The following is a 16,066-nucleotide window of genomic DNA, read 5'->3' on the forward strand; positions in this document are numbered from 1 at the left end:
AAATGGCATTTGAACTACCCGAACTGCCCTATGCGCATGATGCACTGGCGGATTCCGGCATGAGCCGCGAAACGCTGGAATATCACCACGACATTCACCACAAGGCCTATGTCGACAATGGCAACAAGGCCATTTCCGGGACCGAGTGGGACGGCAAATCTGTCGAAGAGATCATCAAAGGCACCTATCAGGCCGGCGCGGTCGCACAGAATGGTATTTTCAACAATGCCTCGCAGCATTGGAACCACACCCAGTTCTGGGAAATGATGGCGCCCGGCGGCACCGGCATGCCCGGTGAGTTGGAAAAGGCGCTGGTCGAATCCTTCGGGTCGGTCGATAAATTCAAAGAAGAGTTTGCCGCCGCAGGGGCCGGTCAGTTCGGGTCGGGTTGGGCTTGGCTGGTCAAGGACACCGATGGCAGCCTGAAAGTCACCAAAACCGAAAACGGTGTGAACCCGCTGTGCTTTAATCAAACCGCGCTGTTGGGCTGTGACGTGTGGGAGCATTCCTACTACATCGACTTCCGCAACAAGCGCCCGGTCTATCTGCAAAACTTCCTGGACAACCTCGTGAACTGGGAAAACGTGGCGTCGCGCATGTAATCGCGCCGACAGCACATCAGACATTTAAGCCCGTGCAGGTCACCCTGCGCGGGTTTTTTATTACCCGGCTTGATTTGGGTTATCGTCTTTTCAGACGCATCAAGCATGCTTACGTCATCATAAGTGCAGTGACACAGGAGGATAACCGATGACCGAATTGGCACATGGTGTATGGGTTTTGGTGGCCGACGGCGAAAAAGCGATGTTTCTTGAAAACGTCACCGACGGGCAAGATCCGTTCTTGCGGGTGGTGCGGCTGGAAAGCCAAGACAACCCACAGCACGGGGATCAGGTCAGCGACCGGCCCGGCCGCATGCCGGATACCGGCCACGGGCAACGCTCGGCCATGGACGACCCGGATTGGCACCTTTTGGCCAAGGATCGTTTCGCGTCCGAGTTGTCGGACATCCTGTATCGTCTGGCGGCGCGCAAAGCCTATGAAAAGCTTGTTTTGGTCGCCCCACCCAAAACGCTTGGGGCTTTGCGGGATGGGCTGCACAAGGAAGTGCGCGCCCGGATCGTGGCCGAAGTCGACAAGGACATGACCAACCACCCGGTGAACAAGATCGAAGCCTTATTGAAGGCCGAGCTGGCAAAAGGCTAATCTTTGTTCCGTCGCGGCCCGTCAAGGCGCGGTTTTCGGCCTTGCCATTGTGGCCATGCTGCGCCAGCACTTAAGACTGGCACAGCAGGACACAGGGCAGGGCAGGCGCGGGATGAACGATTCGATCAAGGGCGTGGCGGCAATTGTCGCCTGTTGCACCGTGTGGGGGCTGTCGGGGCTTTACTACAAGCTGCTAGAGCACATACCCCCGATTGAAATTCTGGCGCATCGCACCTTGTGGTCGTTCATCTTTTTCGCCGCCGTTTTGGTCGTGCAGGGACGGTTCGGGCTGGTGCGGATCGCGCTGCGGTCGTGGCGCTCGGCGTTGGTGATCGGGTTTGCCGCGTTGATGATTTCCACCAATTGGTTCGTGTTCATCACCTCGATCCAGATTGGCCGCGCGATGGAAGCCTCGCTTGGCTATTACATCTTCCCCCTTGTCGCCGTTGTTTTGGGCATGATCGCCTTTCGCGAACGGCTGGACCGGGCGCAGGCGGTGGCGGTGGCCTTGGCGGTGGCAGCGGTGATCACCCTGACCGTGGGGTTGGGCGTGGCCCCGTGGATCGCCTTGATACTTGCGACATCCTTTGGCCTCTATGGTCTGGCCAAGAAGGGACTGGATGTCGGGCCGGTGGTTTCGGTCACGACCGAAGTTTTGTTTCTCAGCCCGATTGCCCTGATTGTCTTATGGGGGTTTCACGCCGAGGGGCAGGGTGCTTATGGCACCTCGTGGCGGGACACGGCCCTGTTGATGTTTTCCGGAATCCTGACAGGCCTGCCGCTGGTTCTGTTCAGCTACGGCGCGCGCCGGGTTCGACTGGGCACAGTCGGCTTGGTGCAATATCTCAACCCGACGCTACAATTTCTGGTGGCGACGTTGATCTTTCGCGAACTGTTCAGCCTGTGGCACGGCATTGCCTTTGCGATGATCTGGACGGCGCTTGCCATCTATACCGCCGCCAGTTGGCGTCAGGACAGGGCCGCGCGCAGGGCGCTTGAAAGTTCCTGAAGGTCATCCACCGTTCGGATGAAATCGCGCAGGCTGTCATCGGCAAACTCTTCGGCGATCACATGGTCGATCAAGCCTGTTAACGGTTGCCAGTAACCTTCTGTGTTCAATAGAAAAATTGGCTTTTGATGCAGGCCAAGCTGACGCCATGTCAGAACTTCGAAAAACTCGTCCAAAGACCCTGCACCACCGGGCAGGACAACGATGGCATCCGAATTCATGAACATCACCTTTTTGCGTTCATGCATATTTTCGGTGACCACAAAGTGGCTTAGATCGCGTTTGCCGACCTCGCGGTGCATCAGGTGCGCGGGGATAACGCCAAAGGTCTGGCCGCCGGCCTGCTGTGCAGCGCGCGCTGTCGCCCCCATCAATCCGACATCGCCAGCCCCATAAACCAGCCGCCATCCCTGATCGGCCAGCATCCGGCCCAGATCGGTGGCGGCGGTGGTGTAGGCCGGTCGCGCCCCGCTACGCGAGCCACAAAAGACACATACAGAGCGCATCACCATGAAAATAATCCTATTTTGCCAAGCGGTGTTTTGACCCCTGATAGCCGGGTTGCTATTGTCCGGCAACCTTGCACGCGGGGTGCGGGCATGTCAGGGGGATGGCATGAAAAAATCTATTGGGCTGATTGGCGGGCCGGTCATCGCTGTGGGCGCGATATGCGCGGCGGTCACGATTGTGGCCGCGCTGTATCTTTTTGGCAGGTTCGAGTCCGAACCCGTGCCGCCGGATGACGTGGCAGACTACGTGAACGACGACGCGCAAGAGTCTGACATAATTCAGGAAACTCCAGAACCAAAGGTCGCGGAATCAACCGCGCCCGATGTGCCAACTCTGCCCGGCATCAGCACGTTCCGGCTTGAGACCGATGGGCGTATGTTGGTGGCGGGACGATCACAAACCGGATGGGAAACCTCGATCCTTGTGGATGGCGAAACACTGAAAACCCTGACACCGGATGCCGGGGGGGAATTTGTCGAATTCCTGTCGCTTGACGAAAGCGGTCAGCCGCGCGTTTTGTCACTGTCCATGCGCTCACCGGACACCGGCGAGGATGTTGTATCGTCCGATGAGGTGATTATCGCGCCGACGCCTGCCATGCCAGACCCGGCCTCAGACCCATCCCCGGCCCCGGCAGAAACAGCCGAGGAGGTGGCAAAGTCCAGCAGTGACCAAGCCGCGCCAGACCCGACACAGGAACCGGCCACCGATACACAACCGCCGCAGCAACAGGCGGTTCTGTTGTCCGATGAAAGCGGTGTTCGGGTGTTGCAACCCCCCGCCGCGCCCGAGGCAGCCCCCGACGTCATGTCGAGTGTGGCTTTGGATGCGATCACCTATTCCGATGAGGGCGAGGTTGTCTTGTCAGGCCGCGGCAGCGGTGACGGGTTCGTGCGCGTGTATCTGGACAATCAGCCGGTGGCGTCTTCGCGGATTGCGACCGATGGTGGCTGGCGCAGCGACCTGCCGCAGGTGGAAAGCGGCGTTTACACCCTGCGCGTTGATGAGGTGGATGCCGATGGCAATGTCACATCACGGGTGGAAACCCCGTTCAAGCGTGAAGACCGCAGCTTGGTTGACGCGCAGGAGGATGCCGCGCCAGCGGCCCGGGCCGTGACGGTGCAACCGGGCAATACCTTGTGGGAAATTTCGCGCAACCGCTATGGCGAGGGGCCAATGTATGTGCGGATATTCGAGGCAAACCGGGATCGCATTCGCGACCCGGACCTGATTTATCCCGGCCAAGTCTTTACCGTCCCGCAAGACCAGTAAGCGCACCAATACCCCGCACCGGGGCAGGTGGCGGCACGTGGGTAACGGATGTGGGGTGGTCTTATTGCAGGGGCAGGCCTAGGTTGCTGATCTAGGAAACAACATCGGATCGCTTGATGCGTCGCACCACCCTGACCACCTCAGACATGCCTGCCGACGGCTGGGCCACGATCCGCCGTGTTGCCCCCTACCTGTGGCCCAAGAATCAGGCTTGGGTCAAACGCCGGGTGGTGCTGGCGCTGATCGCCTTGGTGGTGGCCAAACTGGTCGCTGTGGGCACCCCGTTTTTTTACAAGGCGGCTGTCGATGCCCTGTCGGGCGAAAGCGACAGCGCGGCGTGGATGCTGGGATTTGGGGCCGTGGGCCTGACGGTGGCCTATGGCATGGCACGGTTGCTGAATGTTGGGTTTCAACAACTGCGCGACGTGATTTTTGCCCGCGTGGCGCAGCGCGCCCTACGGCAATTGGCGTTGGTCACGTTTCAGCACATTCACCGCATGTCGCTGCGCTATCACATCACCCGCAAGACCGGCGGCCTTAGCCGGATCATCGAGCGCGGGGTCAAGGGCGTCGAGTTCTTGCTGCGGTTCTTGCTGTTTTCCATCGGTCCGCTGGTGCTGGAACTGCTGATGATCGCCATCGTGCTGTGGACCCTGTTTGACTTTTGGTATCTGGTCGTCGTGGTCGGGGTGATCGCGACCTATGTCGCCTTTACACTCAAGGTTACGGAATGGCGGGTGAAGCTGCGCAAGCAGATGAACGACCAAGACACCGACGCAAATCAGAAAGCGATTGACAGCCTGCTGAATTTCGAAACCGTCAAGTATTTCGGCGCTGAATCGCGCGAAGCCTCCCGGTATGATGCCGCGATGGAAGGCTATGAACGCGCGGCTTTGCAAACCTCGTATTCGTTGGCGCTTTTGAATTTTGGCCAATCCATGCTGATCACCGGCGGGTTGGTGGCGGTGATGGTGATGGCGGCCGTGGGCGTTCAGAATGGCGATATGACCGTGGGCGATTTCGTGATGGTCAATGCCTACATGATCCAGATCACCATGCCGCTGAACTTCCTTGGGACGGTCTATCGTGAAATTCGCCAATCGCTGGTCGATATGGGCGAAATGTTCGGATTGTTAGAGCAAGCCCCGGATGTCACCGATAAACCGGACGCAAAAGTTCTGAATGTCCAAGGGGCCGAGGTGGTCCTGGACGATGTATTCTTTGGATACGATCCCGCCAGACCAATCTTGAAAGGCGTGTCGGTGCGCGTGCCTGCCGGGCAAACGGTGGCGGTGGTCGGGCCGTCTGGGTCGGGCAAGTCCACCATTGGCCGTTTGTTGTTTCGCTTCTACGACGTGCAGGGCGGATCGGTTCAGATTGACGGGCAAGACCTGCGCGATGTGACCCAAGCCAGTCTTCATGCGGCCATCGGCGTGGTGCCGCAGGATACGGTGCTGTTCAATGATACGGTGGGCTATAATATCGCCTATGGCCGTGCTGGGGCCACCCGCTCCGAGGTGGAGGCCGCCGCGAAAGCCGCGCAAATCCATGATTTCATTCAAAGCCTGCCCGATGGCTATGACACGCAGGTGGGCGAACGCGGGCTGAAATTGTCGGGCGGTGAAAAGCAGCGTGTCGGGATTGCCCGCACCTTGCTGAAAAACCCGCCGATCCTGTTGCTGGACGAGGCGACAAGCGCATTGGATACCGAAACCGAACGCGACATTCAGGGCGCGCTAGAACGCGCAGGGCAAGGGCGCACAGTGATCACCATCGCGCATAGGCTGTCCACGGTGGCGAATGCCGACAGAATCGTCGTGTTGGAAGACGGGAAAATCGTTGAACAGGGCACCCATGCCGAGCTGATCGAGCGGCAAGGACGCTATGCTAGCCTTTGGCAACGTCAGCAGGCCGAAGAGGCCGCATGAGCCGCAAGGCCTACCCTGAAACACCGGATGGACGCTATTTCGTGTCCAAAGGAAAGCTGTGGCGAAAAACCGATCCGTCGCTGTCCGATCAGGAGCGCCGGGCGGCGATCAAGGCCCTGATGCAGGCCCGACGCGCCGGGCAGGTGGCGCAAACCGAAGCTGAACACATCCGGGCGCATTCCGATGTCGACGCCGCCAAGCGCCGCTTGGGCGAGCGTGGCCCGGTTTGGTGGGCGGATGGGGCGCGGGACGAAACCGGGCAACACCCGGCCAATAGCAGCTATGCGGCGTGGTGGTCAGGGCTGGAGGCCGCAGCGCGGGCGCGCGGCGAGGGCGAGCCGTCAGACCGCTAGCCACCGCCGCGCTTATTCTGCCGCGCGCAGCGGGTTGCCGTTGGAATCGTGGCCCTTCAACGCCTTTTTGATTTCCGAAAGACTGGGGCGTTGGACGGTTTGGCCGCCATCGCCGTCCATCTGCTCAATCGGCCACAAAATTTCGGGTGCCTTGACCTTGCCCGCCGCCGTTTGCAGCGCCCAATCTTGTGCCGCGCGGCTGGCGCGGCCCATCGACAGGGCGGCCAGCCCGCGCGACATCCAAAGCACATAAGTGCCCGCCCAAATCCGCAGCGCCAGCATCGAGGGCGTGAAGACCAGCGTCAGCATGGTGGCGATCCCAAGCCCAAAGACCACCGCCGTCGCCAGTTGTTTCCACCACAGCGAGGTCGGCGAGTTGAAGGCATACCCACCGTTGACGAAATCTAGGCTGAGGCCGAACATCATTGGCGCCAGCCCGGCCATCGTGGTGATCGTGGTCAGCAACACGGGGCGAATGCGGGCTTCGGCGGTGCGAGTAATCGCCTCGACCCTTGGCATGTAGCGGCTGTATTCTTGATAGGTGTCGATCAACACAATGTTGTTGTTCACCACGATCCCGGCCAAGGCCACAATGCCTGTGCCTGTCATGATGATTGAAAACGGTTGGTTCATCACCAGCATCCCGATCAAAACGCCCGTGGTGGACAAGACCACCGCCAGCAGGACGAGAACCGCGTTGTAGACGCTGTTGAACTGCGCCAGCAGGATAATGAACATCAAGCCCAAGGCCCCGGCAAAGGCTTTTTGCAGGAACGCGCCGGATTCGGCCTGATCCTCTTGGTCGCCGGTCCATTCATAGCTTACGCTGTCGGGCAATACGCCGCTGTCCAACCACTTGGACAAATGTGCGATCCGTTCGTTGGCGGTGACCGGAACCTGTTTTTCGCTGCCATCTTCAGTTTCGACGCTGGTGGTCAGCCCGTCTGTAACTCCGGCCTTGATGTCGAAATGACGGGTTTGATCGACGCGGTCGATCTGGGCCAGTTTCTGAACCGGTTTGCGGGTGATGAAATTGGATAGCGGCACCAACCCATCCTCGGTGCGCACCTTCAACGTATCAAGCGTGGACAGCACCCGGTCTTTTTCTGGTAGGCGGACCCGGATGTCGATCTCTTCGTCCGATGAGGGCACGCGCATCGTGTCCAGCAATATCCCGCGCGTCACAAGCTGTACCATCGCGCCCACCGTGGCGACATCAGCGCCGTATCGGCCAGCCTTTTCGACATCGACGTCGATTTGCCAATCAATGCCGGGCAGGGGCAGGGTGTCTTCGACCTGCGTCAGACCAAAGGTCGTGTCAAATTTTTCGCGCGCCATGGCGGTGGCGTCCTGCAACTCTTGCCAGTTGTCGCCCTTCAGCCGCAAATGAACGGGCTTGGCCGAGGCCGGGCCGCGCGCCTGCGCCAGAATTTCGATCCTGATGCCCGGCTGTTGCTCCAGTTGCTCGGTCAGCTCGGCGATGATCGTGTCACCATCATAGGCTTCTGCGCTGACCGCGCGTGTGACCTCGACATCGAAAAACGGGATGGTGAACCATGGCTCGCGGCTTTGTGGGCGGTTTTCCCACGGGATCGTTTCCAGTTGCACTTGCCCGATGGTATCAAGCGGGGCTTCGGCCCCGCCGGTGTTGTTGCTCAGGCCGCCTTCGCCCGAGAAGGCAAACACGGTTTCGACGCCGGGATGCTGCATGACAGTTTGTTCGACGCGGGCAACCAGCTTGTCCTTTTGATCAAGCGACAGGTTTCCGCGGCTTCTGACATAGACGATGGCCTGTTCGGGCTCGGACTCGACAAAAAATTCGGTCCCTTTGTTGTTGTTCATGTAGAAAATCAGGACCGAGCCGACCAGAACGAACACCATCGCGAAGGTGACCAAAGGCATCACAGGATTGCCAGCAATCGCTTGGATGACATGGCCAAAGGCGCTGCGGCGATACCCCGCCTGAACGGTGGTGCGCCGTCGTTTCGGAACGGCCCATGCGAAAAGCCCGCCAATGCTGCGGCGCACCCGCTGTCCCAAGGCCATCAAGCCCAACAGCAGGGCCACGACCGCCGACAACCCGGCAACCGCCAGCACGGCCACCCCCAGTAGACGGACAAAAACATTCAACAGCACTGGAATGACCGAGCCAAGGATGCGCCCGCCATCCATCTGCGAGAACTGGTCGGTCACTTGCGCAAGCAACGTGGGCACGGTGCCACCTGCCAGCACAAGCGCGCCGGCGGCGATAGGGAACAGCATGATATGCCACAGCCAAAAACCGTTGGTGATCTCATTGGTGCGAGTGGTGAACCAACGTTCCAACCGCCCCGTCACGCCACCCATAACCGGCAGATACACTAGCGCCACCAACAAAGACGCCGATAGAACAAAGATCAGCGTCACCGGCAGCATGCCCATGAATTGCCCCGGCACACCGGGCCAGAACAACATCGGCAAAAAGGCGCAGAGCGTGGTCGCAGTGGAGCTGACCACCGGCCAGAACATGCGCTTGGCGGCCTCGACATAGGCATGCATCGGGCCTTCACCCTCGGCGATGCGTTTGTCGGCGTATTCGACCACCACAATGGCCCCGTCCACCAGCATGCCCACGGCAAGGATCAGGCCGAACATCACGATGTTGGAAATCGACACGCCCATGATCGCCAGCAGGGCAAAGCACAAAAGGAACGAGGTCGGAATGGCAAACCCCACCAACAGCGCAGGGCGAATACCAAGCGCGGCCAGCGTGACGATCATCACCAACGCAATCGCCGTCAGCACCGATCCTTCAAGCTGCTTGACCATGGATTCAACCGTGCGGGACTGGTCGTTCGATGTGCCAAGGGCGACGGCGGCTTTCAGCTCCTCGGGCCATTCGGCGCGGGCCTCGCGCACGGTTTCGCGGACCCGATCAGCGGTCTGGATAATGTTAAAGCCCTTGCGCTTGACCACCTGAAGCGCCACGGTTTTTTCGCCGTTGAAACGGGCGGTGCCCAGACGATCTTCGAAAGTCAGGTTGATGCGCGTCAGATCGCCAAGGGTCACCACGCGGTTGCCATTGGTTTTCACCGGCAGGTCATAGATATCGCGTGTATCATCAAAGGACGACGGGATCTTGACCGAAAACGCACCCGAGGCGGTTTCAACCTCACCGGCGGCAATCAACAGGTTGTTGTTGCGCACCACGTTGATCAGTTCATTGGCGGTGACATTGTAAGCCTCAAGGCGTAGCGGGTCGATCATCACCTCGACCATCTCATCACGGTTTCCGGCAATGCCCGCCTCCAGCACAGCCTCCAGCCCTTCAAGGCGATCCTGAAGATCCTTGGCCAATTGGGCCATGGTCCGTTCGGGCACATCGCCTGTCAGGTTGACGATGATGATTGGAAATTCACTGAAATTGATTTCGTTGATCGAATACTTTTCTGCGCCTTCTGGAAACTTGGCCTCGGCCGCATTCATGGAATCGCGCACATCGGCCATGATCTTGGTCTTGTCCCAGCCGAATTCGAATTCAAGCGCAACACCCGCGTAATTCTCCGCGGCTGTGCCGGTTATGGTTTTCAAACCGTCCAAATCGCTCAGTTCGGTCTCCATGACCTTGACCAGCAGTTTCTCGCTGTCCTCGGCGGAAATGCCGGGGAAGGGCACCGAGACGAACAGCGCCGGAATTTCGATATCCGGCTCGCCTTCTTTGGGAAGGCTGACATAGGCCAGCGTGCCGGCCAGCAGCGAAAGCGCGATAAATGCGATGACCATCCGCGCGCGGGCAGCGGCCCAATCGACGATGCCGGTCATTGGCCAAGCTCCTGATAGCTGGGGGTGACCTTAACACCGTCCGTTACGTATTCTTGCCCGATGATAATCACATTGGCCTGATCAGGCAGGCCGGACAACCAAACCCCATTGGGGGTGTCGCGCAGCAAGGTCACGGGCGTGAACGGCGCGGTGTTTTCCTCAGAGACCAGCCGCACGCCCAATGTGCCCTCATCGTTCAGCGTCAGGGCCGATTGCGGCACCAGATGGGCCTTGGTGCCGTCGGCGGAAATTGTGATTTCCGCGGTTTGGCCGTCGCGAAGGGTCAGGTCGGGGTTCGGGACGCGGATTTCCACTTGGAATGTGCGGGTTGTGTCATCGGCGCGGCGTGACAGAAACGTCACCTTGCCGGCCACTTCGCCGCCCGACGCCAGCCTTGCACGAGCGGTCGCACCGGGAGTGATGCGCGCCACATCCGTTTCAGGCACGAAGCCGACCAACTGAATCGGGTCCAACTGGATGACGGTCGCGCACAGCGCGCCGGGCTGCAGAAGGCTGCCCAATTCGGCGGTGTCACTTTCCAAGAGACCGGCAAAAGGCGCCGTGATCGTCAGGCGTTCGATCTCTTTTTCTGCCGCGTCCACAGCGGCCTGCGCCGAATCGATTTGCGAGCGTGCGGTCTGCACCCCGGTGCGTGCCGATTCGACAGCCGCTTCGGCCGAGCGCAACGCGGCATTGGTCGCGGCCGCCCTTGATTGCGATGCAAAGCCTTCTTCAGACAGACGTATGGCGGCATTGTCGTTGATCCGGGCCTCATCCAGCCGTGACAACGCTTCTTCCAGACGGGCCTTGGATTCAGGCACACTGGCGCGTGCCGCGCTCAGGCGCGATTCGGCTTCGGCAAGGGCCGAGGCACGTGTGCCGGGGTCCAATTGGCACAAGTCTTGTCCTTCATCCACAAAAGCGCCTTTGCGCAGTGGGTCCGATATGACTTTTCCTGATGTCTCGGCGCGCAGGTCCACTTGGCGAAAGGCTTGGGTCTGGCCCCGCAGAACCACGGCGCTGTCGATGGTGCGGGCCGTGGATTTCACAGCAATCACACGGATCGGGCCGTCAGCGTCTTGCGCCGGGTCTGCGGCGTCGGACCCTGTCTCAACCGGCGTGTCGTCTTGCTGTTCCACGGGGGCCGGCATCATGTCTGTCAGCCGGTCGCGTTCAAACACAAAGGCGTAAACCAGAACCGCAACCACAACAGCGGCAAGAATAGGGAAGAGTCGCATCATATAACCTTTTTCGCGGGCTCTGGACCGGTAACGATGCCACATAAGCTGGCATCCAGCTGTTCCAATGCCGGATACGTCTGAACTACGCAGTTTAGATTACTATTTTGCACCTGTAGCCGCAAGATGGGCTGTTTGTGCCACAACACGAAGCGCCAAGACAGAAAAGATGCGCTGGCACGACGGCCGTTTTGCCGCATCAGACGGGTACCAAGACCGCATGGCGTGCTGCAACCGCGTGGCTTTCGCGTCTGTCGGCCCGGTGCGCGCCGCAAATCCCGCCCCTTGGCAGGCCGGGGCCGACACGCTAAGAGGGGCCAAACGCAAAGGATATCAGGCGTGAGCGACACAGACAGTTTTATCCAAGAAGTCACCGAAGAGGTCCGGCGCGACAGGCTGTTCCGCTTGATGCGGCGGTATGGCTGGATTCCGGTTTTGGCGGTGGCTTTGATCGTGGGCGGGACGGCTTGGAACGAATGGCGCAAGTCGGAAGAGCGGTCGCAGGCACAAGCCTTCGGCGATGCCGTTCTTGGCGCTCTTGAGGCCGAGGATCGCACAGCGCGCGCGTCTGCGCTGGATACGGTCGCGGCACCGACGCCGGGGGCCGGTGCGGTGTTGGACCTTTTGACCGCCGCAGAGGAAACAGACGAAACACCGCAACAGGCCGCCACGCGCCTGTTGGCGCTTGCCGACAGCGATGGCGTCGATCCGGTCTATCGCCGGATAGCGACGCTCAAGGCGGTTGCGCTGCCGGAGTCCGGGCTCAGCGTCGAAGACCGGCGCAACCGGGTGCAAGCGCTTGCCATGTCCAGCGGGCTGACCCGGCTGTTGGCCGAAGAACAACTGGCTTTGATCGATATCGAAACCGGCGATACCGTATCCGCGCTAGAGCGTTTGACGGCGATTGCGGGCGACGCTGAAGCGACAGCAGGCTTGCGTCGGCGCGCGTCACAAGTGATTGTAGCCTTGGGCGGTGACGTGCCGCAGTCCGGACAAGGCGGGTAAAAACCCGCTCTCGGGCTTTTACCGGTTCGGGCGAATGCGTAAATTTGGGGGGCTTCGGCTTTGAAACCAAACGGGATAATTCTGGGGCTGGTGGCGGCAGTGTCGCTGACGGCATGTTCGAAGGAAGAAGCCATACTGCAAGGCGATCGCGAAGGTATTCGCGAGGTGCTGCGCAGCCCGCAGGCCACCGCAGAGGCCGAGGCGCCCACCCGGGATCGCAGCCAACCGATTTCCCTTGTCGCGACACAGACCAACAAGGATTGGCCGCAATCGGCGGGCACCCCCGCGACTCGCACGGCCCACCCCGCATTGTCAGACGCCCCGCAATTGCTGTGGTCGACGTCGATCGGCGCGGGCGATGGGCGCAAGGAGCGCATCACCGCAAGCCCGGTTGTTGCGGATGGGCGGATCTTTACGCTGGATGCCGGCGCACGCGTTACGGCTGTTTCGACCAGCGGGGAAACGCTGTGGTCGCGTGATCTGGTGCCGGCCAATGATTCTGCCAAAGACGCCACGGGCGGCGGCCTGTCCTATGATGACAGCACGATTTACATATCCTCGGGATTTGGCCTGATGACGGCGCTTGATGCGGCGACGGGGGCCGAAAAATGGCAGCAAAACCTGCGCGCCACCGGATCGGGCACCCCGACCGTGGCGGGGGATCTTGTCTACCTTGTCGCTGGCGATGAATTGGCATGGGCCTTGGAAAAGGATACCGGACGCATCCGTTGGCAATTGTCAGCCACGCCCAATCTTCACAATGTGATGGGCGCGCCTGCGCCTGCGGTTTCGGACAAATATGTCGTGTTCGCGTTTGGGTCGGGCGAGGTTCAGGGCGCGTTCCGCAAAGGCGGTCTGCGGCTATGGGACTCGCAGGTTGCCGGACAGCGCGACGGATATTCCATGGCGCGCGTCGGTGACATTACCGGCGATCCGGTGATCGACGGGGACAAAGTCTATGTCGGCAGCCATTCGGGGCGCACTGTGGCGCTTGGGCTGGCCAACGGTGAGCGGCTTTGGACGGCGAACGAGGGCGCGCTTGAGCAAGTGTGGCCCGCGGGCGATTCGGTGTTTCTGGTGTCGGACCGGAATGAATTGATCCGCCTGTCTGCCGAAGATGGCAGCCGGATTTGGGCCACGAAGCTGCCGTTCTTTACCAGCAACAAACCGCGCCGGCAGGCGGAAATCTATGCGCATCACGGCCCGATCATGGCTGGTGGCCAACTGGTTGTCGCATCGGGAGACGGTTATTTGCGGATGTTTGACCCGGTTTCGGGCAAGCTGACGGGCCGGACCGAATTGCCCGGTGGCGCGACGACTGAACCGGTGGTGGCCGGTGGCACGCTTTACGTCGTGTCGCGCAAGGGCCAACTGCACGCTTTCCGTTAAGCGCGTGATGCTGTAACAGGACGGCTTGACCCGTTCCGGAGCCTAAGAAATGAGTTTCACCCTTGCCATCGTGGGCCGCCCGAATGTGGGCAAGTCTACGCTGTTCAACCGCCTTGTCGGCAAACGTCTTGCTTTGGTCGATGACCAACCGGGCGTAACGCGTGATCTGCGCGAAGGCGAGGCGCGTCTTGGCGACCTGCGCTTTACCGTGATCGACACCGCCGGTCTGGAAGAGGCGACGGACGAATCCCTTCAAGGCCGGATGCGCAAGCTGACCGAACGAGCCGTCGACATGGCCGATATCTGCCTGTTTTTGATTGATGCGCGGGCCGGGGTGACGCCGACGGATGAAGTTCTGGCCGATATTTTGCGCAAACGCGCGCGCCACGTGATCCTTGCGGCCAACAAGTCCGAAGGCAGTGCCGCCGATGCGGGCGTCTACGAGGCCTATGGTCTGGGTCTGGGTGAACCGGTGCGCCTGTCGGCCGAACATGGCGAGGGGCTGAACGACCTCTATTCGCAGTTGATGCCAGTGTCGGACGAGTTTGAAAAACGCGCAGCCGCCGAAGCCCCGCAAACCGAGGTTCTGCTGAACGAGGATGGCGAGGCCGAAGATCCCGATGCGGTGCGCACACCTACGGCTGAGCGGCCGATGCAGGTGGCCGTGATTGGCCGCCCGAACGCCGGAAAATCCACCCTGATCAATACGATTTTGGGCGAAGACCGCTTGCTGACCGGCCCCGAAGCGGGGATCACCCGCGATGCGATTTCCCTGCAAATTGATTGGGACGGCCTGCCGGTGCGGATTTTCGACACCGCCGGTATGCGCAAGAAAGCGCGCGTGCAGGACAAGGTTGAAAAACTCTCGGTGTCGGATGGATTGCGCGCCGTCAAGTTTGCCGAAGTCGTGGTGGTTTTGCTGGATGCGGCCATTCCGTTTGAGCAACAGGATTTGCGCATCGCCGATCTGGCCGAACGCGAGGGACGCGCGGTGGTTGTTGCGGTGAACAAATGGGATATCGAAAGCGAAAAGCAGCAAAAGCTGCGTGACCTGCGCGAGGCGTTCGAACGGCTGTTGCCACAGTTGCGCGGCGCGCCCTTGGTCACTGTCTCGGCCAAAACCGGCAAGGGGCTGGACCGGCTGCATGCGGCTGTTGAAAAAGCCTATGACGTCTGGAACCGGCGTGTGACCACAGCACATTTGAACCGCTGGCTGGCCGGTATGATCGAAGCGCATCCCCCGCCTGCGCCGGGGGGACGGCGGATCAAGCTGCGCTATATGACGCAGGCCAAAACCCGTCCGCCGCATTTCGTGGTCATGTGTTCACACCCCGATAAATTGCCAGACAGCTATTCGCGGTACCTGATCAACGGGCTGCGTCAGGATTTTGACATGCCCGGCACGCCTATTCGCCTGCACATGCGCTCGCAATCCGACAAGAACCCCTTCAAGGGCAAGAAAAAATCAACGCCGTCACGGCTGCGCAAGCACATCCAAGGCAAGGGCACCCCGCCGAAATAATCCATTGCTGGCATTGGCGGGCCGCTTAGGCGCTGGTGATCTTGCTGCGCACGCCAAGGGCCAGCAACGCCAAACCGGCGGCGCAAAGCGAGAGGACCGCGATGTTCGGCGGGCTTAGGTTGGATACGGATATCCCCACCAAGGCCCAAGCGACGGTTGCGGCATATTCCGGCGTATCGGGCCGCAGGGCCATCACCACAAGGGCAATGATTAAGGCCAGCACGATCATCGCCAGTGCCGCAACCTGTGCATCAACAACCCCATGGCCCGCCAACATCAGGCCCAAGGCCACGCAACTGGCGGCTGTCAGCCAACCTGCATAAAGTGCGATCGGGGTGCGTAGCCACAGCCTGTCTTCTGTTCCGGCTGTCATCAAAGCCCATAGCGCCGTGGCCAGCATGGCCCAAATCAGCATCGTCGCCCATAGCGGCGATATCTGCGCCACGGGAATCCACGCCGCGCCGATGATAAGGCTGGCAATCAGCGGCCAGCGGGCGGCATCCCATCCCGGCACCATGTCGCGTTTGATAAGGCCAAACCCGGCCCCGGCGACCAGCCAGACATAGATCAGCCCCCATATAGCAAAGGCATAGCCCGCCGGTTGCACCGGTGGATCAACCTGAGGAATCGGAAATTGATCGGGCCGGAACCCGTTAAAACCTTCGGTCGTGAGGGGAGACAGGGCGAAGGCCAAGGCCGCTGTCAGGGTCAGGATCGCTTTCATACGTTTCATACGCCCAACGTGGGGGTTTTCCCGGCGCGGTCAATCCCTGATGCCTCATAATCAGGCGCGGTGAACGCGGTGTCGTGTAAGTTTCATGACCTGCGGTCTT

Annotated in this window: 14 protein-coding genes; 10 read left to right on the top strand and 4 right to left on the bottom strand. The window is 60.4% G+C overall.

The window, feature by feature from the left end:
• Nucleotides 1–2 precede the first annotated feature (2 nt).
• The 3 genes from HAT86_RS02720 (at nucleotide 3) to rarD (ending at nucleotide 2,215) form a co-directional block, all read left to right on the top strand.
• Nucleotides 3–602: a superoxide dismutase gene (locus HAT86_RS02720; protein WP_167193151.1), complete on the top strand. Its 600-nt coding sequence runs from the start codon at nucleotides 3–5 to the stop codon at nucleotides 600–602.
• A 148-nt stretch (nucleotides 603–750) separates the two neighbouring features.
• Nucleotides 751–1,206 carry a host attachment family protein gene (locus tag HAT86_RS02725; RefSeq protein ID WP_167193153.1) on the top strand — a complete coding sequence of 152 codons (456 nt, stop codon included), beginning with the start codon at nucleotides 751–753 and terminating at the stop codon, nucleotides 1,204–1,206.
• Between the two features lie 112 nt (nucleotides 1,207–1,318).
• A complete protein-coding gene (gene rarD, locus HAT86_RS02730; RefSeq protein WP_167193155.1) occupies nucleotides 1,319–2,215 on the top strand; it encodes an EamA family transporter RarD in 897 nt (298 codons plus the stop codon).
• On the opposite strand, the gene HAT86_RS02735 is transcribed toward rarD, so the two are convergent.
• On the bottom strand, nucleotides 2,176–2,727 hold the full coding sequence (locus tag HAT86_RS02735) for an LOG family protein (protein ID WP_167193157.1): 552 nt from the start codon (nucleotides 2,725–2,727) through the stop codon (nucleotides 2,176–2,178). The genes rarD and HAT86_RS02735 overlap by 40 nt on opposite strands.
• A gap of 103 nt (nucleotides 2,728–2,830) precedes the next feature.
• On the opposite strand from HAT86_RS02735, the gene HAT86_RS02740 reads away from it, so the two are divergent.
• The 3 genes from HAT86_RS02740 (at nucleotide 2,831) to HAT86_RS02750 (ending at nucleotide 6,278) form a co-directional block, all read left to right on the top strand.
• On the top strand, nucleotides 2,831–3,997 hold the full coding sequence (locus HAT86_RS02740; RefSeq protein ID WP_167193159.1) for a LysM peptidoglycan-binding domain-containing protein: 1,167 nt from the start codon (nucleotides 2,831–2,833) through the stop codon (nucleotides 3,995–3,997).
• 116 nt (nucleotides 3,998–4,113) lie between these two features.
• Nucleotides 4,114–5,925 (top strand): ABCB family ABC transporter ATP-binding protein/permease, encoded by a 1,812-nt coding sequence (locus HAT86_RS02745; protein ID WP_167193161.1) that lies wholly within the window; start codon nucleotides 4,114–4,116, stop codon nucleotides 5,923–5,925.
• Complete coding sequence (locus tag HAT86_RS02750; protein WP_167193163.1) at nucleotides 5,922–6,278, top strand: hypothetical protein; 357 nt, start codon at nucleotides 5,922–5,924, stop codon at nucleotides 6,276–6,278. Before HAT86_RS02745 ends, HAT86_RS02750 begins: the two co-directional genes overlap by 4 nt.
• Nucleotides 6,279–6,290: 12 nt before the next feature.
• On the opposite strand, the gene HAT86_RS02755 is transcribed toward HAT86_RS02750, so the two are convergent.
• Both HAT86_RS02755 and HAT86_RS02760 read right to left on the bottom strand, forming a co-directional pair.
• On the bottom strand, nucleotides 6,291–10,079 hold the full coding sequence (locus HAT86_RS02755; RefSeq protein ID WP_167193165.1) for an efflux RND transporter permease subunit: 3,789 nt from the start codon (nucleotides 10,077–10,079) through the stop codon (nucleotides 6,291–6,293).
• A complete protein-coding gene (locus HAT86_RS02760) occupies nucleotides 10,076–11,317 on the bottom strand; it encodes an efflux RND transporter periplasmic adaptor subunit (protein WP_167193167.1) in 1,242 nt (413 codons plus the stop codon). Before HAT86_RS02760 ends, HAT86_RS02755 begins: the two co-directional genes overlap by 4 nt.
• 169 nt (nucleotides 11,318–11,486) lie before the next feature.
• Between HAT86_RS02760 and HAT86_RS02765 the strand changes: the two genes are divergently transcribed.
• Genes HAT86_RS02765 through der form a run of 4 tightly spaced genes read left to right on the top strand, consistent with a single transcriptional unit; the run spans nucleotide 11,487 to nucleotide 15,233 of the window.
• Entirely contained in the window at nucleotides 11,487–11,660 is a 174-nt protein-coding gene (locus tag HAT86_RS02765; protein ID WP_167193170.1) for a hypothetical protein, read from the top strand.
• Nucleotides 11,657–12,322, top strand: a complete 666-nt coding sequence (locus HAT86_RS02770) for a hypothetical protein (protein WP_167193172.1) — start codon at nucleotides 11,657–11,659, stop codon at nucleotides 12,320–12,322. The genes HAT86_RS02765 and HAT86_RS02770 overlap by 4 nt, the downstream gene beginning before the upstream one ends.
• A gap of 60 nt (nucleotides 12,323–12,382) precedes the next feature.
• Nucleotides 12,383–13,711 (top strand): PQQ-like beta-propeller repeat protein, encoded by a 1,329-nt coding sequence (locus HAT86_RS02775; protein ID WP_196780487.1) that lies wholly within the window; start codon nucleotides 12,383–12,385, stop codon nucleotides 13,709–13,711.
• A gap of 49 nt (nucleotides 13,712–13,760) precedes the next feature.
• Nucleotides 13,761–15,233, top strand: coding sequence for a ribosome biogenesis GTPase Der (der, locus tag HAT86_RS02780; protein ID WP_167193174.1), 1,473 nt, complete (start codon nucleotides 13,761–13,763; stop codon nucleotides 15,231–15,233).
• Between the two features lie 25 nt (nucleotides 15,234–15,258).
• Here der and HAT86_RS02785 read toward each other — a convergent pair whose 3' ends face one another.
• Nucleotides 15,259–15,966, bottom strand: coding sequence for a hypothetical protein (locus HAT86_RS02785; RefSeq protein ID WP_167193176.1), 708 nt, complete (start codon nucleotides 15,964–15,966; stop codon nucleotides 15,259–15,261).
• Between the last annotated feature and the right edge of the window lie 100 nt (nucleotides 15,967–16,066).

Source organism: Roseovarius gahaiensis, from assembly GCF_011601345.1.
GTDB lineage: Bacteria > Pseudomonadota > Alphaproteobacteria > Rhodobacterales > Rhodobacteraceae > Roseovarius > Roseovarius gahaiensis.

Bases quoted from the DNA above. Each gene is read 5' to 3' on its own strand.
- HAT86_RS02720 (WP_167193151.1), top strand. From the start codon at position 3: ATGGCATTTGAACTACCCGAACTGCCCTATGCGCATGATGCACTGGCG.
- HAT86_RS02725 (WP_167193153.1), top strand. From the start codon at position 751: ATGACCGAATTGGCACATGGTGTATGGGTTTTGGTGGCCGACGGCGAA.
- rarD (WP_167193155.1), top strand. From the start codon at position 1,319: ATGAACGATTCGATCAAGGGCGTGGCGGCAATTGTCGCCTGTTGCACC.
- HAT86_RS02735 (WP_167193157.1), bottom strand. From the start codon at position 2,727: ATGGTGATGCGCTCTGTATGTGTCTTTTGTGGCTCGCGTAGCGGGGCG.
- HAT86_RS02740 (WP_167193159.1), top strand. From the start codon at position 2,831: ATGAAAAAATCTATTGGGCTGATTGGCGGGCCGGTCATCGCTGTGGGC.
- HAT86_RS02745 (WP_167193161.1), top strand. From the start codon at position 4,114: ATGCGTCGCACCACCCTGACCACCTCAGACATGCCTGCCGACGGCTGG.
- HAT86_RS02750 (WP_167193163.1), top strand. From the start codon at position 5,922: ATGAGCCGCAAGGCCTACCCTGAAACACCGGATGGACGCTATTTCGTG.
- HAT86_RS02755 (WP_167193165.1), bottom strand. From the start codon at position 10,079: ATGACCGGCATCGTCGATTGGGCCGCTGCCCGCGCGCGGATGGTCATC.
- HAT86_RS02760 (WP_167193167.1), bottom strand. From the start codon at position 11,317: ATGCGACTCTTCCCTATTCTTGCCGCTGTTGTGGTTGCGGTTCTGGTT.
- HAT86_RS02765 (WP_167193170.1), top strand. From the start codon at position 11,487: ATGCGCTGGCACGACGGCCGTTTTGCCGCATCAGACGGGTACCAAGAC.
- der (WP_167193174.1), top strand. From the start codon at position 13,761: ATGAGTTTCACCCTTGCCATCGTGGGCCGCCCGAATGTGGGCAAGTCT.
- HAT86_RS02785 (WP_167193176.1), bottom strand. From the start codon at position 15,966: ATGAAACGTATGAAAGCGATCCTGACCCTGACAGCGGCCTTGGCCTTC.